We start from the raw sequence: 25,489 nt of genomic DNA, 5'->3' as shown, positions 1-25,489 counted from the left end.
TAACTAATTAGGTATAGCAAAAATTTTTTAATTATGCAATAATTAGGGCTTTAAATAGCAAATATGAGCTTTAACTGTGGTATAGTTGGGTTACCAAATATAGGAAAATCAACTTTATTTAATGCACTTACAGAGTCAAGTGCAGCTGAAGCTGCAAATTATCCTTTTTGCACAATCGAGCCAAATGTTGGCAAAGTGCCAATACGAGATCAGCGTTTGAAACAAATTGCCTCGATTGCTCACTCGGGGAAAATAATCTACAATCAACTGGAAGTTGTCGATATTGCCGGCTTGGTTAAGGGTGCGAGCAAGGGTGAAGGACTAGGAAATAAATTTTTGAGTCATATCAGAGAAGTTGATGCCATTGTTCATCTGCTCAGGTGCTTTACGGATGACGATATCAGCCATGTAAACAGTAAAATAGATCCAATATCAGATGCTGAAATAGTGGAAATGGAGTTAATTCTAGCTGATATTGATAGCATAGAAAAAAGGCTTCCTCAATTGGAAAAGAAAGCAAAGCAAGGTGATAAAGAGCTAAAGAGACAACTTGAATTAATGCAAGAGGTATTAGCTACTTTAAAATTAGGTAAACCGGCAAGAAGCTTGGAGAATATCGATGAAGATGAGATGAAGTTGCTTCAATTGCTAACAACAAAGCCTGTTATGTATGTATGCAATGTTGAAGATACGAATATCATAACTGGTAATGAACTATCTAAAAGGGTGGAAAAAATGGCGGAAGAAAATAAAAGCAAATTTTATTGTATTTCAGCGAAACTTGAAGCAGATATTGCAAATCTTGATAGTGAAGAGGAAAAACAGAATTTTTTATCAGAATTTGGCTTACAAGAATCAGGACTTGATGGAGTAGCACGTATTATGTATGAAGTGCTAAGTATGATAACTTTTTTTACTGTGGGCCCCAAAGAAGCACGTGCATGGCCAATAAAGATAGGATCAACAGCTGACAAAGCAGCAGGTGTAATTCACACTGATTTTGAAAAGGGCTTTATAAAAGCAGAAACCATAAGCTTTGAAGACTATATAAAATATGGAAGCGAATTAGCTTGCAAAGATGCAGGGAAAATTCGCTTCGAAGGCAGAGATTATATCGTGCAAGATGGCGATATAATGCACTTTAGGTTTAATGTCTAATTAGTCTAGCACCTTCCTGATGCAGCCCGTGAATTTTTATATTCTCTTCTCTCTTCTTCCTCTATCTCCTCTTCAGATAAAGGAGAGAAAGAGAACTGCCCTATCTCCAGATTATCAAGTTTAGTTCCAGGAGTTTCATCACATCTCTTTATTATCTCTTCCTGTGATTGTACATCTTGCTCCAGATATCCTTCTAAAAATTCATGTAAAGCTTTACCTTCTATAAGCACATCTTCGCTTTGCTCAGCTAATTTCAAAATTTCGTCTAGTTCAACATCTTTACCATTAATATTGGCTTTGTTGCATAGCTAGTGTTGGTTGAGGTTATTGTAAGGAGAAAAGCTTATGGTTACTAACGCATTTTGTTGTAAAATAGGCATTTTTCAAACAAGTATAACTTATGCCACAAAAAATGAGAGTAAGTAACCAAAGAGAATATAATGAGTTTCTAAAAAAAAGAGGAAATGTTTTTCATTTTGTTAATCAAGCCATAGAAAATTGGTATGAAAATAGTTCAAAAGTTGCAGGTGGCAATAACACTTATAGTGATAAAGTTGTAATTTTAATACACATAATAGTTCATCTTTTTAGAATTGGCTTGAGACAAGCTGTAGGTTTTGTAAAAGGTTATATGGTACAAATAGGCAAAAAACTTAAGATTATCAGCTATACACAAGCTTCCAGAAGATTTAAAAAGCTTAATTTGAAGATTGATGACCATAGAAGCAATAAAGATGATCTGGAAAATGTTGAAATTGCCGTAGATAGCACTAGAGTTAGTATCTACAATAATAACGGTGGGCATAGTAAGCTTAATATTCGAAAAAGAAAATACAGTGGTTATGGTCAAGTAAGAAAATTACATGTTATTTTAAACATAAATGATAAGAAAGCAATAAGCATGAACTACACTAGTGGTGTTGCTGTAGACTATTTGCCGGTCTGCGATATGTTAGAAGAAGTCAGTGATAAATATAACATTTGTTCTATTCGAGCAGATGCGGCTTATGATATAAAAAGTGTGTATAAAGAATGCAGAAAATACAATATTGTGCCTATTATTCGCCCTAGGAAGGATACTAAAATTTGTTTAGCTGACTACTTATCAGAAAGAAACAAGTATATTAGTAGAATTAGGTCATATGAGAATTATGAAGATGGTATTAATGAATGGAAGAAAAAAGTTAAGTATGGAGCACGGTCTTATATTGAAGTCTTTTTCTATAGGTTGAAGCAAATATTTGGGTTTGGCTTGAAAAATAAATCAGAGGTAAATCGTGAAAAAGAGCTGTTAATTAAGTGCTACTTACTGAACAAATTTACTGATATTGGTATGGCTAAATTTAAATTAGCTGCGTAAGTTCATTGTGATTTACATGCCTATCAGTGCTATGCAACAAAGCCATTAATAGTTGCCTGACCAATCTCAATTTCACTAGGATTTACATTTAAACTAATAAAGCAGTTAACAGAATTACCTTTCTCATCTTCTGCACTCCACCTAATTTTCATATCGCATGTTGCATCTTTTGCAAAGCGGTAATTTCTTTTTCCATTATCATTCTTCTCAACCGTTGCTATTCTTTTATCGTTACTGTATATTTCTACTATCTTTACCTCATTTTTATTTCTTTCCATCCCTTCAATTTTGTCAGTGAAAAGACGGCTGATTTCTAAGCTACACCCAGGCTTAGAAATATTAATACTAAGATGATCATAATGATTAAGAGAACGTTTTGCATATGCGCATGGCACATAACATCCATCAAAAAAGGCATGCACTATCAGTTTTGAGAAATTCCTGTCCGTTACTCATCCCTTCTTCGACTCGAAGAAGATATCTACCCAACCTCTTTTTAAAATTCTTTCGCTTGTCTTCAGGAATAGACTTTTCATTCAATATACTTATTATTTCTTTTTGCTTACTTAATACTACATAATTAAAAAGGAAAATGTTCTTATTCCATCGATAATAATTCGCTATTTTGTCAAATGGATCTGCAGGCCAGCCTTTATTATAATTTACGTTATCCTTATCATCTTTACACAAATTATCCTTAAGGCCAAAATTCAATTTTCTAAAATCTGATAATACTTCTTCTACCCTATCTTCAAAAAATTGAAGTTTATTTTGAAATTCTTTCCCATAATTCATTTTCTCATTTATTTTAAGAAGATATTCACTAAATTTCTTCCTAAAATTTTCTTGATCTTTGTGGGCAAGCCTCTGATCTAATATATCTGTTATGTATTTTCGCTTATTCAATATTACGTAGTTAAAAAGGTCACTTTTTTTCCTCCTTTCATAATCTTCTGCTATTTCGTTAAAACACTCATTACTGTTCTTAAAATCCAATTTTTCGAAGTCTTGGAGCACGTTTTTTACATCATCCTCACTAAATTGAAGATTTGTTTGGGGAGACACGTCAGTTCTACTTTGATCATCAAGTTGAGGATTTTTTTTAGTAGATTGGACTAATAAACTTTCTGTGCTGTTAGAGAAAGAATGATTATTTTCTTCAGATTGAGAACTTTTCTTTTTAGACGTATTAGTAAAAAAATTAGTTAGTGAACTAAACATTAAGCACCTCTTAGTATTACTATTTAACTATAACTTAATGCCAAATGTTGTAAAGCTAAAATTAATATGTAAATTCATTTTTTTAAGACAATTATAAGTATCTTCCTTCTATAAAAATTTTATAATCAGCATATGACAAATGTTTAAGATATTGATTTTGTTTGTATTTTTATTACTTTACCAGGCAATATTATTAATGAATTAGTCAGACAAATATCTTGGCCAAACTTTACTCCATCCACAAACTCTCCATTTGTTACTCCAGTTGCAATGAACACTGATTTACTTCTTGCCATGTCTTTCACGGTGTAGATTTTTTCTGGGTCAGTGATATTCAAATTTTTTGCTCTTTCTTTTAATTGATCCGTGTCAAATATTAATCTTCCTTCTATCTGCCCACCGATTGAGCTTAGCGCTGATGCTGCAAGCACTCCTTCTGGAGCTCCTCCTGTGCCGATATACATATCGTGATTGCCATTTATTAGCGAAACTATGGCTGCAACATCACCATCATCTATTAATTTCACTTTTGCTCCTAGCTTCCTAATTTTTGCTATTAATTCATCATGTCTTTCACGTTTAAGTACAGTTACTATAAGATCACTTGCTTTACATCCTTTTGCCTTGGCTAAATTGTCCAGATTCTTCTCAATCCTATTTTTTAGTGAGACTACACCCTCTGGGAGATTTTTTCCCACTGCTATCTTTTCCATATAAACATCAGGTGCATGTAAAAAATTACCTTTTTTTGTTGCAGCAAGAACAGACATTGCCCCTTGTTTATAATGAGCGCAAATCGTAGTGCCTTCAAGTGGATCAACAGCGATGTCAATCTCAGGGCCACTTCCTGTGCCAACTTTTTCTCCGATATATAGCATCGGTGCTTCGTCCCTCTCCCCTTCCCCAATCACAATTGTACCATTTATTTCCATTGAGTTTAGCACCGTACGCATTGCATCAACTGCAACCTGATCGGCCTTTTTTTCATTACCAAGGCCTGCCAATTTATATGCAGCAAGTGCTGCAGCTTCGGTTACTTTCACTAACTTATAGGCTAAATCTTCTATCATTTGCTCGAGAATCATAAATCAATATATATCATGCCATTTGATACTGCAAGATTACTTGACTGAATAATGAAAAAGTTGATATAATAAGCGTATAGCAATAATAGTAAGATTTGAATATGATCGGTAATTTAACTTATGAAGATGTAAAGAAATTTGTAACTGATAATCCTAATATAGCTGCTCAGGAATTTGGTGAGAAGCTAAAACAAAGTGGGCCAACAGATGCAAAGATTTGTGATTTGTTTATGGATATTCTCCGCTCAGGGAAAAGCAGTATTTTAAATGATTATGATACATTTCTAAAAATTGTTGAATTGCTCGCAAAGTCAAATATTAAAATTGATATTGGAGATACTACTTCTAAAACTGTATTAGATTACGCTGTGTCAGGTGAAAAACCTAACGTTATAAAGATATTTTTGGATAGCGATAAATTTGATCAAGAAAGAAAATCGAATGCTTTGTTGACCGCCGTTAATGAAGGTAAAGTTCAAGAGTTTGAGATATTTTTAGATTACATAGATCATACGAAAATACTAGAGGTTCTTAACACAGCTCCTCACAATGAGAGCACTGAAGTTATGAAGATACTCTTGAATAACAAAAGATTTACTGGAGAAGAGAAAGTTCAGGCTTTGAGTAATGCCTCTGTAGATGGCGACCTACCAAAAGTTAAGTTACTTTTAAAGTACATGACAGGTATACCAGAAGATGGTATAAGAAATCTTCTAAAAATAATTGAAGAAGGGAAATTATCACTGGCTTTGTTGCATAGCACTGATAGGCATGTAAATCACAATGAACTTACGCAGCTAATTTAAATTTAGCCATACCAATATCAGTAAATTTGTTCAGTAAGTAGCACTTAATTAACAGCTCTTTTTCACGATTTACCTCTGATTTATTTTTCAAGCCAAACCCAAATATTTGCTTCAACCTATAGAAAAAGACTTCAATATAAGACCGTGCTCCATACTTAACTTTTTTCTTCCATTCATTAATACCATCTTCATAATTCTCATATGACCTAATTCTACTAATATACTTGTTTCTTTCTGATAAGTAGTCAGCTAAACAAATTTTAGTATCCTTCCTAGGGCGAATAATAGGCACAATATTGTATTTTCTGCATTCTTTATACACACTTTTTATATCATAAGCCGCATCTGCTCGAATAGAACAAATGTTATATTTATCACTGACTTCTTCTAACATATCGCAGACCGGCAAATAGTCTACAGCAACACCACTAGTGTAGTTCATGCTTATTGCTTTCTTATCATTTATGTTTAAAATAACATGTAATTTTCTTACTTGACCATAACCACTGTATTTTCTTTTTCGAATATTAAGCTTACTATGCCCACCGTTATTATTGTAGATACTAACTCTAGTGCTATCTACGGCAATTTCAACATTTTCCAGATCATCTTTATTGCTTCTATGGTCATCAATCTTCAAATTAAGCTTTTTAAATCTTCTGGAAGCTTGTGTATAGCTGATAATCTTAAGTTTTTTGCCTATTTGTACCATATAACCTTTTACAAAACCTACAGCTTGTCTCAAGCCAATTCTAAAAAGATGAACTATTATGTGTATTAAAATTACAACTTTATCACTATAAGTGTTATTGCCACCTGCAACTTTTGAACTATTTTCATACCAATTTTCTATGGCTTGATTAACAAAATGAAAAACATTTCCTCTTTTTTTTAGAAACTCATTATATTCTCTTTGGTTACTTACTCTCATTTTTTGTGGCATAAGTTATACTTGTTTGAAAAATGCCTATTTTACAACAAAATGCGTTAGTAACCATAAGCTTTTCTCCTTACAATAACCTCAACCAACACTAGCTATGCAACAAAGCCATTATCACTCAGAGAACAACTTCAAATAGATTCTGAGTTTAAAGTCGACTTCAGCAATTCTGATCACAATAAATATCTCTCAAGCTGTGTAATAATTGCACTGCTTAGATCAGCAACAAACAAAAAAGAGAAGCAAAACACACCTGATGGAGCGGAGTCCAATGTCAGTAATACAAGCACTGGTCTCACGCTAAATAATGATGACATTAGGAATCTGTGTCTTGATATAGATAGGGTTACAAAACAGGATAGCACAGTTACTAGTTTTGAAGATTTGCAAAAAAGGTTAAGAAGGAAGGGAATTAATCTTCAGAGCAAATGTGAAAAAAATGCTGTACTAGAATATGCAATTAAAGATCAAAATTTGAACGTTATAAAATTTCTCTTACAAAATGGAATGACCATCATCAATGCAATCGGTCAAGAAGGAAGGTATTACGTTAGCAAAATTGAAGGAGAAAAATCTATATTATGCTTTGTTGTCTCTTACACTGATGATGACAATGCTGAGATTCTGAGCACGTTACTGCAAAGTGTTAATGCAGAGCAATCAAAACTAGATCCTGAAAGTGAATTGTACAGATTATATCAACAGTTAAAGGATGATGCATTCTGCACTGCTTCTTCAAAAAAGAATTCTGTGGCAGCAACAGCACTGATACAAAATGATCGAGAAATAATTGTGCCGCATGGATCAGCAACAAATAAGGAACAAGAAACATTCCACATAGAAACAAATAGTGTATCCAATAGTAATAGAAATGTTATTAGTAGACCTGTAGCAACAGCGCCTCCAGTTAGTACTAATGGTAATAATAACAAAAATGAAGCACCTGTATCAACAAGGACTGGCCCAACTGTCACACCAAATAATGATAAGAAAGCTAACGGCTTTGTAGAGGCTCAATTTTCTCCACCACATGAAAAAGAAACTCAATACAAAAAAAGTAAGGAGAGTTTTTACACCTCATTAAGAAGTGATGTTGTTGGAGTTGTTATTGCAGGATTGTTTGTTGCTGCTGCTGTGACGGTTCCATCTTTAGCTGGTGCATTAGTTTGCAGTGTCCTAGCTATTTTAGTTGTAATGGTAACTGGATTACATGTAAAAAATTTTACACTTCCAAGTTACAGCGAAATGAGAGAAAATAAGGTTGAACCTGTAAATTCAAGTTTGAGAAACCATGCAATCTAGCTCCTAGAATCACTTTTCAAACCAATTATAATTTCTTGATTGTTAAACCACTTTATCAAAATTAAGTGGGACTAGTGCGATTCGAACGCACGGCCTTCGGATTAGGAATCCAACGCTCTATCCTACTGAGCTATAGTCCCATGTCTTCTGCTATTTATGCAAAATTATAGCAAAAAGTCTCGCATTTTTCTAGGCACCCTGTACAATTAATTCACAATAATAAAAAATATTTCTGTATTTCTTGAATGTAATACTGTTATATTTAATAATACGATTCCAATTGAAAGATTAATGCTAGTTAACAATATTAGTTACTTTTATAGTAATCAAGATGGCTTTGCTTTAAGCAACATCAACATTCAAGTGAAGAAAGGAAGTGTTGCCTGTTTACTAGGTCATTCTGGCTGTGGCAAGTCAACAATTCTAAAATTAATCGCAGGAATAGAAAATCCAAAATCTGGAACCATTGTTATAAATGATAAATTAGTTGCAAGTAACAAAGTGTCAATTGCTATAGAGCGTAGAAATATCGGATTGATTTTTCAGCATTCTGCATTATTTCCTCATAAAACAGTAATAGAAAATATAACTTTTGCTATTTGCAGTACTTCTAAGAAAGAAAAATACCTTACTGCATTGGAAATCTTAAAGCTATTTAATATAGAAAAATATGAAAACATGTACCCTCATGCTTTATCAGGAGGACAGCAACAATTAGTTGCAATAGCAAGAGTAATGGCGCAAAATCCTGATGTTGTTTTGCTCGATGAACCATTTTCTAATTTAGATATACTGCTCAAATATCGAATAAGGCACCATATATTGTCACTTTTTAGAAGCAAAAATATTCCTGTACTCATGGTAACTCATGATCCGCAAGAAGCGTTGAAAGTTGCAGATTTTATTTACGTGATGAAAAATGGTAAAATTATTCAATCAGGAGTTCCTAGCTACATATACCACAGACCTAAAGATGATACGTTAGCAAAATTTTTTAGTGAGCTTCCTTTTACTCTACAGCTAAACTAAACTTAATGTTAGGCTAAAACTATTATAAGATAATTAAAAACTCTTGATTTATAATTCAATAAAAGTGATATAATTTATGTATCACTTGGCTTCAGTCAAGTTTTAATACCTAAAAGTTAATATTTTCAACGGAGGTACAAATGAGTTTAGGTCCATGGCAGCTGTTTCTAGTCTTAATAATAATCTTAGTTCTGTTTGGTGCAGGTAGGTTACCACAAGTTATGGGTGATTTAGGCAAAGGCATTAAAAACCTTAAACAAGAACTTAAGGATTCAGAGAAACTATCATCTAATGAACCAGATCGTTAGCTTCCTTATGTTTCGTGACACGCACTAAAGTGCGTGTCATTTGTTTAAACAAGGCTAAAGAATTGAAGAGGTATGATTGAAGTACAGTAATAATTATGTTAGTTAGAATGTTATTAAAGGTTAATCGTGGAAGAAAGTGAGAAATTGACTAAAGATAAAAAATTGGCCTCTGATATTCTAAAAGAGGTTGCAGATACCAATAACAACGATAGTGATAAAGTAACATTGTTCGACATCAAAACAGCTTTACATGAGCGTGGTTTTGGTATTTTAATAATCATCTTCTCTTTACCGCTATCAGTACCTATACCTGTTCCACCTGGCTATACAACCATTCTTTCTATACCTTTAATCTTATTTTCACTTCAGCTTCTATTTGGGTTTGATTCTCCTTGGATTGTATATTAAATCAAAGCCGCAAGGCTATAATGAGCAAGGAGTGATACTGTCAATTGGATTGATTGATAGAAATCGTAGGCATCTCAGTACACTCCTTGCTTTAAAAAATGGAGTACGAACGGTAGGGGGATCAAAAAGATCGAATCACAATCCTGTACAACATTTACATTATTATTTGATTATATTTATAGGTACAAAAATGGCTAGAACAGTTTTCATTGGTATTGATGTTTCAAAAGAAACACTTGATATCTCAATTAACAATAAACATCAGCGTATAGAAAATGTAGAAAGAGCTATATCTGAGTTTATAAAGTCAAAAATAGTTAACGTATTTGTTAGGTTATGTGTAGTAGAATCAACAGGTGGTTATGAAAAACTTGTCATAAAGTTGTTACGGGAATATAACATAGCTGTTCACAGAGCTCACCCAAATCGGGTATATGCATTTGCAAAAGCCTGCAACCACTTTGCAAAAACAGATAAATTAGATGCAAAATTACTAGAAAAATATGCTGAATTTATCACAAAAAATGACGAAGTAATAGAATACATAGTTTCACAAAAGCAAGAAGAACTAAAAGAGCTAAGAGCAATTGAGCGCAATCTAAACGATGAAGTTCACGCAAATAAGTGTCGTTTGCATAAGGTTACAGGAAAAGCCAGGGAATATATAGAAAAACAGATAGAATTTGCAAAAAAACAATTAGAGCAAGTTAGGCAAGACATAGAAGATATAATAAACTCTGATCCAGAATGGCTTTGTTGCATAGCACTGATAGGCATGTAAATCACAATGAACTTACGCAGCTAATTTAAATTTAGCCATACCAATATCAGTAAATTTGTTCAGTAAGTAGCACTTAATTAACAGCTCTTTTTCACGATTTACCTCTGATTTATTTTTCAAGCCAAACCCAAATATTTGCTTCAACCTATAGAAAAAGACTTCAATATAAGACCGTGCTCCATACTTAACTTTTTTCTTCCATTCATTAATACCATCTTCATAATTCTCATATGACCTAATTCTACTAATATACTTGTTTCTTTCTGATAAGTAGTCAGCTAAACAAATTTTAGTATCCTTCCTAGGGCGAATAATAGGCACAATATTGTATTTTCTGCATTCTTTATACACACTTTTTATATCATAAGCCGCATCTGCTCGAATAGAACAAATGTTATATTTATCACTGACTTCTTCTAACATATCGCAGACCGGCAAATAGTCTACAGCAACACCACTAGTGTAGTTCATGCTTATTGCTTTCTTATCATTTATGTTTAAAATAACATGTAATTTTCTTACTTGACCATAACCACTGTATTTTCTTTTTCGAATATTAAGCTTACTATGCCCACCGTTATTATTGTAGATACTAACTCTAGTGCTATCTACGGCAATTTCAACATTTTCCAGATCATCTTTATTGCTTCTATGGTCATCAATCTTCAAATTAAGCTTTTTAAATCTTCTGGAAGCTTGTGTATAGCTGATAATCTTAAGTTTTTTGCCTATTTGTACCATATAACCTTTTACAAAACCTACAGCTTGTCTCAAGCCAATTCTAAAAAGATGAACTATTATGTGTATTAAAATTACAACTTTATCACTATAAGTGTTATTGCCACCTGCAACTTTTGAACTATTTTCATACCAATTTTCTATGGCTTGATTAACAAAATGAAAAACATTTCCTCTTTTTTTTAGAAACTCATTATATTCTCTTTGGTTACTTACTCTCATTTTTTGTGGCATAAGTTATACTTGTTTGAAAAATGCCTATTTTACAACAAAATGCGTTAGTAACCATAAGCTTTTCTCCTTACAATAACCTCAACCAACACTAGCTATGCAACAAAGCCTTCCTGATTTGAAGGAAAAAAGCAAACTGCTAACTAGCTATAAAGGTGTTGGACGGAAAACCGCAAGTATCCTACTCATAGAGGTACCTGAACTTGGCAGGTTAGATAATAAGGAAATAGCTTGTCTAGTTGGAGTTGCACCAAAAACTAGTGAAAGCGGAAGGAAAGTAAGCAAGGCCCAAGTCATAGGTGGCAGATTTTATGCTCGAAAAGCATTATACATGTCTGCTGTGGTTGCAATGCGTCATAATAAAAAAATGAAAGTATTTTACCAGCGTTTAGTTGACTCCGGCAAAGCCGCTAAAGTTGCTTTAGTTGCTGTAATGAGAAAAATCATCATTTGTTTAAATGCTATGATAAAAAACAATAATTTTTATCTTGATGTTTAAGACGGTAGATGCCTAATTGGCTAGAAAGGAAATCTTTTCAACGTTCAACACTAGCTCTCGTGGTAGAGAAAACTTCACCTATATTAAAAAAAATAGAAAAGTTCATGAAACCAAGAATGTCTTTTATTTTTCTTGGTCCGGGTGAAAAGATTCTAGCTTTTATGATGTTGCTTTGTGCAATAATAGCTCTTCCATTACCTTTTACTCACTTCCTTCCTGCAATTGGTATAACTCTTATTTCACTCGGCATTATGGGTAAAGATGGATTTTTATCTACGTTAGGAGTGTTAGTTTCATTCTGTGCGTTATTGGTTACCCTTATTGTAATAGTTAAAGGACCAAAACTTATAGCCGGAACACTTCCTCTTCTTAAAAGCCTTATAACTTAAAAGCTTTACAACACTTTAATAAAAGAATGAAGTACAGCATGAAATGAATAATCGATATTGAAATATAGCAATAACTATGTTAGTTAGAAGTTATATTGTTATTAAAGGGTAACTGTGGAAAAAAGTGTGAAATTGACTGAAGATAAAAAATTGGCCTCTGATATTCTAAAAGAGGTTGCAGATACTAATAATAACGATACTGATAAAGTAACATTATTTGATATTAAAATAGCTTTACATGAGCGTGGTTTTGGTATTTTAATAATCATCTTCTCTTTACCGCTATCAGTACCTATACCTGTTCCACCTGGCTATACAACCATTCTTTCTATACCTTTAATCTTATTTTCACTGCAGCTTCTATTTGGGTTTGATTCTCCTTGGATGCCTAATTGGCTAGAAAGGAAATCTTTTCAACGTTCAACACTAGCTCTCGTGGTAGAGAAAACTTCACCTACATTAAAAAAAATAGAAAAGTTCATGAAACCAAGAATGTCTTTCATTTTTCGTGGTCCTGGTGAAAATATTTTAGCATTTATAATGCTGCTTTGTGCATTATCGATAGCAATCCCACTTCCTTTAACTAACTTCATTCCTGCAATTGGTACAACTCTCATTTCACTGGGTATCATGAGCAAAGATGGATTTCTCTCTATAATGGGAGTATTAGTATCATTGTGTGGGTTATTACTTACTCTTGTCGTAATAGTTAAAGGACCACAGCTTATATTTGGAGCATTTTCTTTTCTAAAAAGCTTTGTATATGGTTAAGCTTTACAACACTTTAACAAAAAAAAAAGAGCCCTTTACACCGATCGATAAAGATCATATAAAAATGTACGTTTGTGGGCCAACAGTATATGATACAGCACATATAGGTAATGCACGTTCTATTGTTGTTTACGATGTATTATTTCGACTGCTTAAATTTTGTTATGGAAAAGTTACTTATGTGCGTAATATAACCGACATCGATGACAAGATAATCAATGCAGCAAATGAGAAAAATAGTAATATAGAAAGCATTAGCAAATATTACACTAAAACTTTTCATGAAGACATGGAAAGCATAAATTGTGCAGAACCAACATATGAACCAAAAGCAACGGAAAACATAGATAACATTATCAAGTTAATTGAGTCTTTGCTGCAAGCTGGTCATGCTTATGAATCCAATAAACATGTATATTTTAGTGTAGAATCTTACCCTGAATACGGCGTTTTATCAGGAAAAAAAATTGATGAATTAAACTACGGTAGTAGAGTTGAAGTTGGTGAAAATAAAAAACACCCAGGAGACTTCGTACTTTGGAAACCTGCAAACGAAACTGACTATAAACTTTCAAGTCACTGGAATAGTCCATGGGGAGAGGGAAGACCAGGGTGGCATATAGAATGTTCAGCAATGTCATATGCTTACCTTGGCAAAGATTTTGACATTCACGGTGGGGGTATAGACTTGCAATTTCCTCATCATGAGAATGAAATTGCACAGAGTAAATCTGCATTTGCTGAGTCAACGTTTGCAAAATATTGGGTACACAACGGGTTTCTTACGGTAAATGAAGAGAAAATGAGCAAATCCTTATTTAATATAGTCAAAGTAAGGGATTTGTTAGATAGTGGAATAAAGGGTGAAGTAATACGTTATGCGCTGCTTAAAACTCACTACAGAAAACCACTTGATTGGACAGAAAATGTTATCTCTGAGTCGCAAGAAACTTTAAACAAGTTTTATCGGTTATTACGTAGTACATGTATTGAGGAAAGTGATGCAGAAGTCTCTAAAGATTTTATAGAGGCTTTGAAAAACGATTTAAACATTCCTGAAGCTGTAGCCATATTGCATGAAATGGCTACAGAAATCAATAAGACAAGTAATGAATGTGAGAGGCTCAAATTAACTAAGAAGTTTGTTAAAAGCGCAAGGTTCATTGGTATTCTTGAGTCAAGTTATCAAGAGTGGTTTGCAAGTGGTGTGAGTCATCAAGAAATAGAAAGGTTGATAGACTTAAGAAAAGTAGCAAAACAAAATAAAGATTATGATACTGCAGACAAAATAAGAGAGCAATTGAAACAAATGGGGGTTACAATTTCTGACAACGAAGATGGTACAACAACTTGGTATGGAAAATTATCTCCTATTGTTTATAGATAGCCTAGTATCATCGCTTATCTTACCCATACATCAAGGTTTTGTACTTTACACTATGTTATGCTTTAGGTCAAACTACGATCAACTACTTATATTACTTTTTGGAGTATTAGGATCCAGTCTTGGTGGAATAGCTAACTGGTATTTAGGTAGAATAACAATTTTTATCAGAAGATCACATCACAAATTAGAGAATGAAGACAAAACACCAAAAATTGTAAGGCACCTACTGATTTGTGCAGTTGCATTGCTTTCGTGGGTACCAGCACTTGGAAGTGTGACTCAGATTTTATCCGGTTACTTCAAGTTAAACCTTTATATTCTTGTTCCCTTAATTATTTTATCTAACTTCCTCTGTTTGTTGTATCTAACGTTTACCATCTAACTAAACATCAATAAACAACTTTTCTTCTGGTCATATTGAGCTAAATTTCTTCTTCAAACTACCTTTTAAAATGCTTTTATTAGTTTTTGTCATAATACGATCAAATACTCCTAATAACCTCTTAAGTAAGCTTGGGGTTAGCGAAGAGATAGGATTAACAGATACGTTGTTGTTTTTATCATCACCATTTGCTTTGTAGTCTATTGAAATAATCCCCCTACTCTTCCCACCAGTCAGAAGTTTTCCGATTATAGGGATTTTCAACAAAGATTTGTTAATTGAGTATGCCGGTATTACTTGTCCTTCAACCTGGAATTTATAACCCTTAATATCGAGCGTACCACTAGTGCTAATGCCTAGTTCCGCTCCTTCAAGCCAAGATTCTTCAATTTCAACAGTGCCATCTTTATATGAAAAAGGTGCATTACACTTATAAAAATGTACACCTTCGTTCTTTATAGCATTTACAATACCAGGCAGTGAAGACATTGATAATAAAGTGGTAAGCAGTGGAGCATCTTTGATATAGAAATTGCTGATAGATAACATACCATAATGTTCTCCATTTTCTCTCTTAGAAGATAGATAAAGAGATAATTTGCCATTTTTAACTGATTTACCAATACCTAAAGAACGCAAAAGCATACCTGAATTATCCGAATATATTTCAAGCCCTATTTCACTATGTTCTACTAGTATATTACTGTTATCTTCTAAAAACTGTCCTGTGAATTGACTTCCACTACAATCACCTTTAGCACAAGTTACATTTAGCTTAGCATCTTTTATGATAATTCCTTCTTTCATAATTATATTATCAACATTCATAGTAACTTCTATTTTGTTATTTAATCGATTACTATCTTTGCCAAGTAAACCTAACACATCACTTAAGTTGATTTTCTCACCGTTAATAGTTATGGCATTTTTCTCCTTACCTGATTCAATTTCTATACTAAAATTATTATCAGGTAATTTAAAGTTGCTAGAATTTAAATATAGATTTCCATTTTCTACTCTTCCGCTAAATTTTATGTCTAGATCATTTCCTACAACGTCTAGTTTGTCTATTAGCAACTCACCTACTCCTTTTAGCCTTGTAGAAAATAAAACTTCATTGTGATCTTCAAAATGGTTTTTCCACCCTAAGTAGCTTGAACGCAACTCGAGCTCTGATAAATCTATATTACCATTAACGTACCCTGTTTTGTCTTGATACATTACTGACTCTATATTTGCATTGATATAACCATCACCGAAATTAAGTATTTGAGCAGGTAAATCTCCAGTCAAACTCCAGACAAAATTTTCATTTTTATTGCTACTTTTGAGGTCAAATAGAAGCTGTGTATTATTCACCATACCACTACCATTTAAATCTATAAAGTCACTCCCAAAATCGAGCTTAATATCATACTTACCAAAACTTCCATTATACACCACCAAATTATCAATTTCAGAATGAAATTTGGCCGAAAAATCTACTTTTTTATCACTAGAGTTTAGATTAAAAATGCGAAAATTGAATACAGACTTTGCTATTCCACCTACTTTATCTCTTTCAAGTTTTACCACATCATCCAGCTTAAATCTTATAGGCTCATATAACCCATAAGCATCACTTACAGCCTGACCGTTAATGGTAAGAACTGAATCTTCCTTATTTAGAGAGTTCATTTCAATATCACTACTATCGATAGTGAAATTCTGGAACTTGGCACTATTTACAATAATTTTGAGATTGTTATCCTTGAGAGTTAACTCACCGTTCAACTTCTCCACTCGTTCAAAATCCTCATCAAATTGAACGCTGCCATTTTCTATATCAGCAACAATTACAATACCTGACAGATCATCATTTATTAAACTATCGATTTTACCGTTAAAACTTATAATTGTATTTATAATATTCCCATCAATATTATTACAATACCACTTTCTAAATTCATTGTTCACTAGACCATCTGGTACATAAGTACATAAATCTTTTGCAACAAGTTTACTAATATTAACTCTAAGCAAAGCATGATTTGTGCCAAAGTTCATTTTGCCAATCAAAGAAAGGTAAGTATCATTTAACTTAAAATGAAAGTTTTTTACGCTAATGATTTCATCACTATATGTCAAATTTACATTTACATTAGTCAAGGCTAAGTTTTTACCTGAGTGACTCTCTGTATTTAACACGTATATGTTTCCATCCATAACTTCATCCTTTCCATTAATTCTCATTGAGAAGTTCCCTTTGAACCCTATTTCTTTGTCCAAATTGTAACTTTTAACTAGTGTGGAAAACTCGTTAAATAGCCCCAACTTTAGGTTATAAAATGTTCCATACAAATTTAACAAATTATTGCGATTTTTTATCATAATAGATAAATCATCTAGAATCCCCTTTTTATCTTTTGTATGAACACGAATATCCAAAACATTAAAATTTTCCTCCTTTCCTACATATACTTTATCAATGAAGAATTCACCTTCCATGCTTTTATTGACAGCAATGTTAGTAATTTCAATCCTTGAGTCTGCATTTAAGTAGAAAAAAATTTTTCTTATTGTCTTCAGTAGATTTTTTGTACTACTCATCTTATCTGTCATTACAGATGTTGTTATTCCTCTGGTCTCTTCCTTCTTGATATATATGTGTACATTATCAGCTAAAACCTGAGAGAACTTTTTGGAACTTAACTTAAAGTGTACGAAAAGCTCAGGAACTTCTATGGTAAAGTCAGGATTTGTTATTTTTAAATCTGTAATGACTAGCTTGCCATCTTTCTGCCAAATAACCGAGGTACTCTCCATGCTGACATCCGAATTGGTAAATATCTTTAATATTTTTTTCTTTATATAAAAATTAATATAACTAATATTGATTTCTAAAGGACCTTCCCCTTTAAAAGGGATAAAGAAGCAGAATATAAATAATAAAATTATAGAAAATGATAGAGCTATTTTTTTAAGCATCGATTATTGCTTTTCTTGCTAAGCTGTCGGCTTCTTCATTGTATTTATCACCATTATGCGCTTTCACCCACTTCCAGTTAATCTCATGTTGCAAAGCAACATCGTCTAATTCTTTCCATAATTCTATATTTTTTACTGACTTCTTATTACTTGTCTTCCAGCCGTTCATTTTCCACTTATTTATCCATTCTGTTATACCGTATTTAATATAGAGGCTATCCGTATACAAACTGATATTACAAGGAAATTTTAATACCTTCAGTCCATTGATCACTGCTGTTAACTCCATTTTATTATTTGTAGTATTTTCTTCTCTACCACAGATGTTCTTTCTATGATTTTGAAATAATATGATTGCTGCCCACCCTCCTGTCCCTGGGTTACCAGAGCATGCTCCATCTGTGTATATTGTCACTTCCTTTTTCTTCATCTTTAACTGTAGTGAATTAATAAAGTATATCGTTGCTTCTATAAAATCACAATTTTTATAGATATAGAGGCAATTTAAGCCGCACCTTTAAATTTTATTATGGAAATAAAAAAAAGTGCTACAACGAGCATTATTAGAAGAGAAAGTAAAAGATAGTTTTTATGTTCTTTCATGGTTAAAACAAATCAATAGAGCAGTAAATAACGCTGGCAAACAGAGAAAATAGATAAGAAATCGAATAAGAAAACATTTTTTTCTGCGAGCTATGACTCTTAAGCCTTATAACGGATGCAGCAAACCAAATAAAAACACACCCTTCAATAATTGCCATACTGAGGTAAAATAGAGCCTTTTTCAAAAATAGTGCTGGAAGTAAGCTAGTTAATACGAGTAACACGCTATAGATTAATATATATTTCCTCGTTTTTTCTGGACCATAAACGATATTGAACATTGGAATCGATGCTTTTGTATAATCTTCAGATCTATTTAAGGATAGAGCCCAAAAATGTGGTGGAGTCCACATAAAAATTATTAAAAATAGAATACAACTTTCCCAGCTTACAGAGTCAGTTACAACCGCCCAGCCAATCATTGGAGGAAAAGCACCTGCTGCACCACCAATAACAATATTCTGCGGAGTACGCCTTTTGAGCCAAATTGTATACACAAAAACATAAAATAATATGCTAATTGCAAGCAAAGCAGCAGAAACATAGTTCACTGCTATTGCCATGATAAATACTGACAATATTGCAAGAGTTATGCCAAATTCAAGCGCGCTTTCTGCAGAAACTCTACCTGAAGGTATAGGGCGGTTTTTTGTTCTCTCCATAAGCAAGTCTATATCTCTGTCATACCACATATTTATTGCACCTGCAGATCCTGAACCAAGAGCAATGCACATAAGAGATATTAGTGCAAGGAAAGGATGAATGCTACCTGGTGCAGCAACCATTCCAGCAATTGCAGTAAACACTACAAGGTACATTATCCTTGGCTTCAGCAAATGACAAAAATCCAGTATTGTTGATTCAACATTTAGCAAAACACTTGTGTACATTCTATTTTATCACTGGTGGTTTTTCAAAAGTATGAAAAGGCGGTGGTGAAGATACCGTCCATTCTAAAGTGTCACCTTCCCAAGGATTATCTCCAGTTTTTTTGCCCCACTTAAAGAGATGTATAACTATAAATACAAAAAACATAACTGAAAGAAAGGACATATATGAGCCAATTGAGGATATATAATTCCAAGGGATAAACGCGTCGGGATAATCAGGTATACGCCTTGGCATACCTGCTAATCCCAGGAAATGCTGGGGTAAGAAAGTGACATTGGTGCTAATAAAAGTGAGCCAAAAGTGTATCTTTCCTAAACACTCGTTATATTGCTTACCTGACATTTTGCCTATCCAATAATAAAAACCGGCGAAAGCTCCAAATAATGCAGCAAGCGACATGACATAGTGAAAGTGAGCAACGACATAATAGGTATCGTGCAAAAGCTTATCTATTCCACCGTGAGAAAGAATTATTCCGGTTATACCACCTCCAACAAACATGAAAATAAAACCTAATGCAAACAGCATTGGTGTCTTCAATTCAATCGCTCCACCCCACATAGTTGCAATCCAACTAAAGACTTTTACACCAGTTATAACACCAATGAAAATTGTGCTAGTGCTAAAAAATATAGCAGCATCCTCGCTAAGCCCAACAGTAAACATATGGTGAGCCCAAACCATGAAGCCAAACGTTGCTATTCCTATCATGGCATAAACCATTCCCATATAACCAAATACTGGCCTATGAGAAAAAGTTGACACAATCTGACTGATGATACCAAATGCAGGAAAAATAGTTATGTAAACTTCTGGATGACCAAAAAACCAAAACAGATGTTGAAATAACACAGGATCACCACCACCAGCAGGATCAAAAAAGGAGGTACCTATATTACGATCAGTGAGCAGCATAGTTATAGCACCAGCAAGTACCGGTAAGGCAACAATTAACATAAATGACGTGAGTAAAATAGACCAAACAAATAGTGGTATCTTAGTGAGTGACATACCTTTTGCACGCATATTGAATATGGTAACTATAAAGTTGATCGCCCCAACAATTGATGACATACCAGCAATATGAAGTGCAAGTATAGCAAGATCAACTCCTGCACTTGGGTGGGACATAATTTGCGACAAAGGTGGGTATAAAGTCCATCCTGTTCCAGGACCTTCGCCAGCAAATACCGAGAGGATAAGCAAAATAAAAGATGAAACTAACAACCAAAAACTTAAATTATTCATACGAGGAAATGCCATATCTGGTGCACCAATCATGAGAGGTACGAACCAATTACCAAATCCTCCCATTAAGGCTGGCATTATCATAAAAAACACCATTATTACCGCATGCCCTGTAATCATTACGTTATATAGCTGGTAATTATTGTTAAGTATATTAATGTGCATTAGCTGAGTACGAATAATTACCGATAATAATCCACCAATAATTCCAGCTAATATGGAAAAAATAATGTATAGTGTCCCTATATCTTTGTGATTAGTAGAAAACAGCCAACGTCTTATACCTTTTGGTACATCACTCATATCTATACTCCAAACTTAACTTACTAATTTTTTATCTTCAATCCACTTATTAAAATCTTCTTTACTCACTGCTTCAACAACAATTGGCATAAATCCATGACCTTGACCACATAGTTCATAACATTGCCCATAATAAATACCGGGCTTTGTAACGTTAAACCATGCTTCATTCAGCCTACCTGGTATTGCATCAATTTTTATACCAAAAGCCGGTATTCCCCAGCTATGTATTACATCTCCTGCTGTCACTTGTAAACGAATATTAGTATTGATAGGTAAAATAACGTTATTATCAACAGAGAATAGTTTTAAATCTCTTTCGGTAAAGTCTTCTTTTCCTTTTATATAGCTGTCAAATGAAATACCTTGATATTCTGGGTACTGGTAACTCCAATACCATTGATGACCAATAACTTTTAGTGTTATGTCAGCTTTTGGCACTTTCTCCTGTAGTTTAATTAATTCAGCATTTTTAAAAGCCAATACCCCAACAATAATCGTTGGTATAACAAACCAGATAATTTCTACAAAGATATTATGAGTTATTTTACTGACATTTTTCACTTTGCCCTTACGAAAGCGAAATACTACATAAGCAAGCAGGGCCCATACAAAAAGCATAATTGCAATCATTACACTCATCACAAACGAATGTGACTTAACTACAGCCTCCATTATCTCAGTTGCAGGCGCAGGAAATCCAAATTGCCAAGAAGTAGGAGCAGAAGCAATTGATATGTTTGAGTAAAACATTATCAATAATGCAAATAACTTCACCATATTTTTTGCTGTAAAACTAACTGTATAATAATATATATACACTTACTATGCAAACAGAGATTATAGAATGTACACAAGTGTTTTGCTAAATATTGAATCAAAAGTAAATGATGATTAATGTTTTTTTAGCATTTAATAAATATACTAATACGATACTAACTTGAGGAAAAAGCATTTACATGAATCTATTTTAACTTAAAATATTATAATATTTTAAGTTAAGTATTTACTTTAAGGAAGTTCTATAATAAGTTTAATAGTGTCTGTTATTGCTAATAACCCTCTAGCCTCACACCTAAAAGCAGTAACAGACACTATTAAACTTTAGGTAAGTTTGCCTATTTATAATTCATTGAGGTAAAAATCTTACTAATTCCTTTAATTCTATTATACAGCTGAGTTTACTAATTAACCTTTAATGTTTACGTTAGCATTTGCATCTTAAATCAAAGATTTACATATTATAGAAAATAATTATAAAATAATACACTACTTGTGTGTAAATTTTTTTGCATATCAAACTCTGTAAACAAATTTTTTAGAAAAGCAAAATAAATTATCTCTCTATGAAAGATCTATCGAATGTTGCAATTATAGGTGTAAACAAGAACGATAAAAGAGTGCGGGATTGAGTAACTATATATACTTCTGCTGGCATACCAGGATATAGGTATACGTTTTTAAATTGAGCAAGTTCTGATTTTGGTATCACCACTCGCACTGAATAATAACGCCCCATCCTTGGATCATCAAGAGCATCAGGGGAAATATGGTTTACTATACCGTTAATTAAACTTAAGCGACGTGCACTATAAGCGCTCAGCCTTACTTTAACTTTTAGCCCTTCTAGTCCGTCGATAGAGACTATATTGCTATCTTTCTTTTTTGCTGACAGTATCTCTTCTATGTTTCTGGTTAGAACTTTAGCATCTATTATTAGATCATCATCTGATGGTACTATACTCATGATTGGAACTCCAGATTGTATAACACCACCTTCAGTGTGGTATCTTATATCTGTAACTATACCATCTTGAGGTGATTTAATTATTGTACGTGCTAACGAATCTTCAGCAACCATCAGCCTCTCTTTTAAGTCTGCAATAGATGTATTGACTTCCTTAAGCTCAGCATTTGCTCTTTCTTGAGCATCATTCTTCACATTTATAATCTCTAACTCATTTTCTCCAATCTTTTGCTGTACTTGAGATATTGCAGAACGGTAATGTCCAACTCTACCCTCAATTTCAGCAAACTGTTTTTCTAAAGCTAAAATGTGTGGTTTGCTTATATGGCCACTATCAAGTAATTGTCTTTTTGTTTCTAACTCCTCAGTTATCAAGTCATATTGCTTATGGGCTGCATTTAGTTGAAAATTTAGCCCTGCTAATTCATCATTTAACTGCTTTATACGTTGTTGCAGTATGTCAGTTTTTCCTAATATACTCTTTCTCTGAGAGTTGAACAACTTTACCTGATTCTTTATCGCTTTATTTACAAGTTCATCGTTAGATAATCTTTTAACCTCATCAGAAAATTCTAGCGTATCTAAGTCTCCCCTAATTGCAATAAGTCTTGCTTCAGTTGCCAAAAGTGATAAGAGTTTTTCTTTAATTATACTCAAATTTGCCTTTTCGTTAACATCACTTAATAAAACTAAAGGCTCATCTTTTTTAACTGTTTGACCTTCTTTTACTAAAATTTTGCTTATTATTCCCCCACCCAAGTGTTGCACTATTTTTCTATTTGAAGAGACAATAACTTCTCCACTTGCATGCACTGCTCCGTCAATTGGAGCTATAGCCGACCAAATACCACCTATTCCAAAAAAGATGAATATCACCACTAAACCAAAAAATAGTGGTCCCCATGTGACTTTTAGGACTTCATTTGCGTTATTACTCTCACGTTTAAAAATAAAATTTATCATCGCATCAATCCATGCGAACGTCTTATCCAAAAATTGATATTTCTTCTTTCTATTTCCTGCCCTTTGCATATCTATATCATCACTACCAATCAGGCCTGTCAAAGAAAGTCCAGCACTAAGCTTTTTTAACTTACTCATTATAATACTACTGCGAATTCTTGTTAATCAGGATAACACACAAAAACAAAGAATCTATATCTTAAGTACTCTACTTAGACTATGGAACATTAGAATAAACTATTTAGTAACAATTCTTATACTCTATTGAATGGTTCAGCATTAGGCTAGAAAATCAAAAAGGTTTTACAATAACCATAATAACTATAATTATTATTAACACTGTTACTGCTTCGTTTAAAACACGAAAATAAACGTGAGTTCTCTTATTCAAGCCCACTACAAAATTTTTCCTATGCTTTGCAAGTAGGACATGAATAGCAAACATTAAGAATAATGCTAGCGCTTTTACATGAAACCACCCTTCGTGATATGGTTCCCTAATAATCATTAGCATAATTCCAAAACTAAGGGAGAAAAGCATTGCAGGGTTTATGATATATCTAAGGAGTCTCTTCTCCATTATTTGAAGTAAGCTGTCATTTTCTGACCCTGGTTTTACAGATGCATGGTAAACATAAAGCCTTGGCAAATAGAGCATACCTGCCACCCACATAATTACAGAGATAACGTGAAAAGCTTCAAGCCAGTGATAGTAGTCCATATAGATAGTATTATAAAATGTTAAAAATTTCTGGTATGATCTCAATTTAATAAAAGAAAGTCAATATGAAAGCAGAAAATTTCACTAAAGAACAGGTGATTGGATTCTACAGAAAAATGCTTCTCATACGCAGATTTGAGGAAAAAGCAGGACAATTATACGGAATGGGATTAATAGGCGGATTCTGTCACTTATCAATAGGGCAAGAAGCAGTTGCAGTTGGGACTCAAGCTGCATCAAAATCTGGTGATGCTTTTATCACAAGCTATAGAGACCATGGCTTAATGCTTGCATGTAATTCTGATCCGAATGTTGTGATGGCAGAACTAACCGGCAAAGAAACAGGGTGTTCAAAAGGCAAAGGTGGCTCCATGCACATATTTGATGTTGAAAAAAATTTCTTTGGTGGACATGGAATAGTAGGTGCACAAGTCCCAATTGGCACAGGAATAGCATTTGCTAATAAATACAAGAAAAAAGATAACGTTGTATTCACATATTGTGGTGACGGTGCTGCAAATCAAGGACAAGTATATGAATCATTTAATATGGCATCTTTGTGGAAGTTACCTGTGGTTTATATCATAGAAAATAACGAATACGCAATGGGAACTTCTGTGCAAAGATCAACTTTAGTAACTGAACTATATAAAAGAGGAGAGAGTTTTGGTATTCCTGGGAAACAAGTTGATGGAATGGATTTTTTCTCTGTCTATGAGGTAACAAGTGAAATAGCTGAGCACGTACGTGGGGGAAAAGGACCTCTCTTGCTTGAAATGAAGACATATCGATATCGTGGCCATTCAATGTCAGATCCTGCTACTTATCGCTCAAAAGAAGAAGTTGAAGATATGAAGCAAAATCATGATCCTATAAGCACCCTAAAGCAGTATATAACAGACAATAAAATCGCTTCTGATGAAGAATGCAAAGCTATTGATAAGGAAATACGAGATTTAGTAAAAAAGTCAGAAGATTTTGCTAAAAATAGTAAAGAGCCAGGCATTGATGAACTATATACTGATGTTTATAAATTTGTTAGCTAATCAGTTGCCATCAAAATTATGTTTTGGCCTACTATAGATATTTTTTGGCAGCACTTAACTTTATTATATAACAGCCTAGTCAATAGAAACTGTAGTAACTCTTATATTATTGATATACACCGCTCTTGGATCATAGGTTAAATGAGTTTTATTTGACTTTTTGTGCTAGTTTGCAGAATATAAAGTTATTAATTGAATAAAATAC

At 33.3% G+C, this 25,489-nt stretch carries 23 protein-coding genes, 1 tRNA gene and 4 pseudogenes; 14 read left to right on the top strand and 14 right to left on the bottom strand.

Annotation, left to right across the window (positions count from 1 at the left end; genetic code table 11):
- The first annotated feature begins 63 nt into the window (after window positions 1–63).
- Window positions 64–1,158, top strand: a complete 1,095-nt coding sequence (gene ychF, locus OPR58_RS05795) for a redox-regulated ATPase YchF (RefSeq protein ID WP_010406370.1) — start codon at window positions 64–66, stop codon at window positions 1,156–1,158.
- A 5-nt stretch (window positions 1,159–1,163) separates the two neighbouring features.
- Here ychF and OPR58_RS05790 read toward each other — a convergent pair whose 3' ends face one another.
- Entirely contained in the window at window positions 1,164–1,415 is a 252-nt protein-coding gene (locus OPR58_RS05790; protein ID WP_265022210.1) for a hypothetical protein, read from the bottom strand.
- A gap of 143 nt (window positions 1,416–1,558) precedes the next feature.
- On the opposite strand from OPR58_RS05790, the gene OPR58_RS05785 reads away from it, so the two are divergent.
- Entirely contained in the window at window positions 1,559–2,518 is a 960-nt protein-coding gene (locus tag OPR58_RS05785; protein ID WP_265022205.1) for an IS5 family transposase, read from the top strand.
- A gap of 29 nt (window positions 2,519–2,547) precedes the next feature.
- Here the strand turns inward: OPR58_RS05785 and OPR58_RS05780 are convergent, their stop codons facing one another.
- The 3 genes from OPR58_RS05780 to glpX form a co-directional block, all read right to left on the bottom strand.
- Window positions 2,548–2,913, bottom strand: a complete 366-nt coding sequence (locus OPR58_RS05780) for a hypothetical protein (protein WP_265022209.1) — start codon at window positions 2,911–2,913, stop codon at window positions 2,548–2,550.
- Window positions 2,914–2,923: 10 nt separating this feature from the next.
- Window positions 2,924–3,739, bottom strand: coding sequence for a hypothetical protein (locus OPR58_RS05775; protein WP_265022208.1), 816 nt, complete (start codon window positions 3,737–3,739; stop codon window positions 2,924–2,926).
- A 143-nt stretch (window positions 3,740–3,882) separates the two neighbouring features.
- Window positions 3,883–4,806, bottom strand: a complete 924-nt coding sequence (gene glpX, locus OPR58_RS05770; RefSeq protein WP_265023171.1) for a class II fructose-bisphosphatase — start codon at window positions 4,804–4,806, stop codon at window positions 3,883–3,885.
- Between the two features lie 119 nt (window positions 4,807–4,925).
- On the opposite strand from glpX, the gene OPR58_RS05765 reads away from it, so the two are divergent.
- The gene (locus OPR58_RS05765; RefSeq protein WP_265022207.1) at window positions 4,926–5,630 is read left to right on the top strand and encodes a hypothetical protein; all 705 of its coding nucleotides are present in this window, start codon (window positions 4,926–4,928) and stop codon (window positions 5,628–5,630) included.
- On the opposite strand, the gene OPR58_RS05760 is transcribed toward OPR58_RS05765, so the two are convergent.
- Entirely contained in the window at window positions 5,614–6,573 is a 960-nt protein-coding gene (locus OPR58_RS05760; RefSeq protein ID WP_265022205.1) for an IS5 family transposase, read from the bottom strand. The two genes, OPR58_RS05765 and OPR58_RS05760, sit on opposite strands and share 17 nt — an antisense overlap.
- A 471-nt stretch (window positions 6,574–7,044) precedes the next feature.
- Here OPR58_RS05760 and OPR58_RS05755 point away from each other — a divergent pair, with 471 nt between their 5' ends.
- The gene (locus OPR58_RS05755; protein WP_265022206.1) at window positions 7,045–7,872 is read left to right on the top strand and encodes a hypothetical protein; all 828 of its coding nucleotides are present in this window, start codon (window positions 7,045–7,047) and stop codon (window positions 7,870–7,872) included.
- 66 nt (window positions 7,873–7,938) lie between these two features.
- On the opposite strand, the gene OPR58_RS05750 is transcribed toward OPR58_RS05755, so the two are convergent.
- A tRNA-Arg gene (locus OPR58_RS05750) sits at window positions 7,939–8,012 on the bottom strand.
- A 151-nt stretch (window positions 8,013–8,163) separates the two neighbouring features.
- Here OPR58_RS05750 and OPR58_RS05745 point away from each other — a divergent pair.
- The 4 genes and pseudogenes from OPR58_RS05745 to OPR58_RS05730 all read left to right on the top strand — a co-directional run.
- Window positions 8,164–8,901, top strand: a complete 738-nt coding sequence (locus OPR58_RS05745) for an ABC transporter ATP-binding protein (protein WP_007302769.1) — start codon at window positions 8,164–8,166, stop codon at window positions 8,899–8,901.
- A gap of 140 nt (window positions 8,902–9,041) precedes the next feature.
- Window positions 9,042–9,209: a twin-arginine translocase TatA gene (gene tatA, locus OPR58_RS05740; protein ID WP_006013840.1), complete on the top strand. Its 168-nt coding sequence runs from the start codon at window positions 9,042–9,044 to the stop codon at window positions 9,207–9,209.
- Between the two features lie 126 nt (window positions 9,210–9,335).
- A pseudogene (locus OPR58_RS05735) lies at window positions 9,336–9,608 on the top strand (exopolysaccharide biosynthesis protein); the annotation flags it as partial.
- Between the two features lie 199 nt (window positions 9,609–9,807).
- A pseudogene (locus tag OPR58_RS05730) lies at window positions 9,808–10,362 on the top strand (IS110 family transposase); the annotation flags it as partial.
- Window positions 10,363–10,410: 48 nt separating this feature from the next.
- Here the strand turns inward: OPR58_RS05730 and OPR58_RS05725 are convergent.
- Window positions 10,411–11,370 (bottom strand): IS5 family transposase, encoded by a 960-nt coding sequence (locus OPR58_RS05725; RefSeq protein ID WP_265022205.1) that lies wholly within the window; start codon window positions 11,368–11,370, stop codon window positions 10,411–10,413.
- Between the two features lie 109 nt (window positions 11,371–11,479).
- On the opposite strand from OPR58_RS05725, the pseudogene OPR58_RS05720 reads away from it, so the two are divergent.
- The 5 genes and pseudogenes from OPR58_RS05720 to OPR58_RS11290 form a co-directional block, all read left to right on the top strand.
- A pseudogene (locus tag OPR58_RS05720) lies at window positions 11,480–11,866 on the top strand (transposase); the annotation flags it as partial.
- A gap of 8 nt (window positions 11,867–11,874) precedes the next feature.
- Window positions 11,875–12,255 (top strand): annotated as a pseudogene (locus tag OPR58_RS05715) (exopolysaccharide biosynthesis protein); the annotation flags it as partial.
- Window positions 12,256–12,369: 114 nt separating this feature from the next.
- Entirely contained in the window at window positions 12,370–13,026 is a 657-nt protein-coding gene (locus OPR58_RS05710; protein WP_265022202.1) for an exopolysaccharide biosynthesis protein, read from the top strand.
- Entirely contained in the window at window positions 13,019–14,413 is a 1,395-nt protein-coding gene (cysS, locus tag OPR58_RS05705; protein WP_064085935.1) for a cysteine--tRNA ligase, read from the top strand. The genes OPR58_RS05710 and cysS overlap by 8 nt, the downstream gene beginning before the upstream one ends.
- A complete protein-coding gene (locus tag OPR58_RS11290; RefSeq protein ID WP_012481730.1) occupies window positions 14,382–14,795 on the top strand; it encodes a YqaA family protein in 414 nt (137 codons plus the stop codon). Before cysS ends, OPR58_RS11290 begins: the two co-directional genes overlap by 32 nt.
- Window positions 14,796–14,825: 30 nt before the next feature.
- On the opposite strand, the gene OPR58_RS05700 is transcribed toward OPR58_RS11290, so the two are convergent.
- From OPR58_RS05700 to hemJ, 7 genes are all read right to left on the bottom strand, one after another.
- Window positions 14,826–17,762, bottom strand: a complete 2,937-nt coding sequence (locus OPR58_RS05700) for a DUF3971 domain-containing protein (protein ID WP_265022201.1) — start codon at window positions 17,760–17,762, stop codon at window positions 14,826–14,828.
- Complete coding sequence (gene rnhA, locus OPR58_RS05695) at window positions 17,755–18,192, bottom strand: ribonuclease HI (RefSeq protein WP_010401349.1); 438 nt, start codon at window positions 18,190–18,192, stop codon at window positions 17,755–17,757. Before rnhA ends, OPR58_RS05700 begins: the two co-directional genes overlap by 8 nt.
- 175 nt (window positions 18,193–18,367) lie before the next feature.
- On the bottom strand, window positions 18,368–19,255 hold the full coding sequence (locus OPR58_RS05690) for a heme o synthase (protein WP_265022200.1): 888 nt from the start codon (window positions 19,253–19,255) through the stop codon (window positions 18,368–18,370).
- A gap of 1 nt (window position 19,256) precedes the next feature.
- Window positions 19,257–20,807 carry a cytochrome c oxidase subunit I gene (gene ctaD, locus OPR58_RS05685; RefSeq protein WP_265022199.1) on the bottom strand — a complete coding sequence of 517 codons (1,551 nt, stop codon included), beginning with the start codon at window positions 20,805–20,807 and terminating at the stop codon, window positions 19,257–19,259.
- A gap of 15 nt (window positions 20,808–20,822) precedes the next feature.
- Window positions 20,823–21,587, bottom strand: a complete 765-nt coding sequence (gene coxB / locus OPR58_RS05680; protein ID WP_264375831.1) for a cytochrome c oxidase subunit II — start codon at window positions 21,585–21,587, stop codon at window positions 20,823–20,825.
- A gap of 556 nt (window positions 21,588–22,143) precedes the next feature.
- Entirely contained in the window at window positions 22,144–23,655 is a 1,512-nt protein-coding gene (locus OPR58_RS05675) for an HlyD family type I secretion periplasmic adaptor subunit (protein WP_264730728.1), read from the bottom strand.
- Between the two features lie 154 nt (window positions 23,656–23,809).
- Entirely contained in the window at window positions 23,810–24,238 is a 429-nt protein-coding gene (gene hemJ / locus OPR58_RS05670) for a protoporphyrinogen oxidase HemJ (protein WP_265023169.1), read from the bottom strand.
- Between the two features lie 65 nt (window positions 24,239–24,303).
- Here hemJ and pdhA point away from each other — a divergent pair, with 65 nt between their 5' ends.
- Window positions 24,304–25,284 carry a pyruvate dehydrogenase (acetyl-transferring) E1 component subunit alpha gene (gene pdhA / locus OPR58_RS05665; RefSeq protein ID WP_265022198.1) on the top strand — a complete coding sequence of 327 codons (981 nt, stop codon included), beginning with the start codon at window positions 24,304–24,306 and terminating at the stop codon, window positions 25,282–25,284.
- The last annotated feature ends 205 nt before the right edge of the window (window positions 25,285–25,489 follow it).

Source organism: Wolbachia endosymbiont (group B) of Ischnura elegans (assembly GCF_947251585.1).
Taxonomy (GTDB): Bacteria; Pseudomonadota; Alphaproteobacteria; order Rickettsiales; family Anaplasmataceae; genus Wolbachia.
Note: the sequence above shows the minus strand (reverse complement) of the source record. Positions and strands in the feature narration are given on the sequence as shown.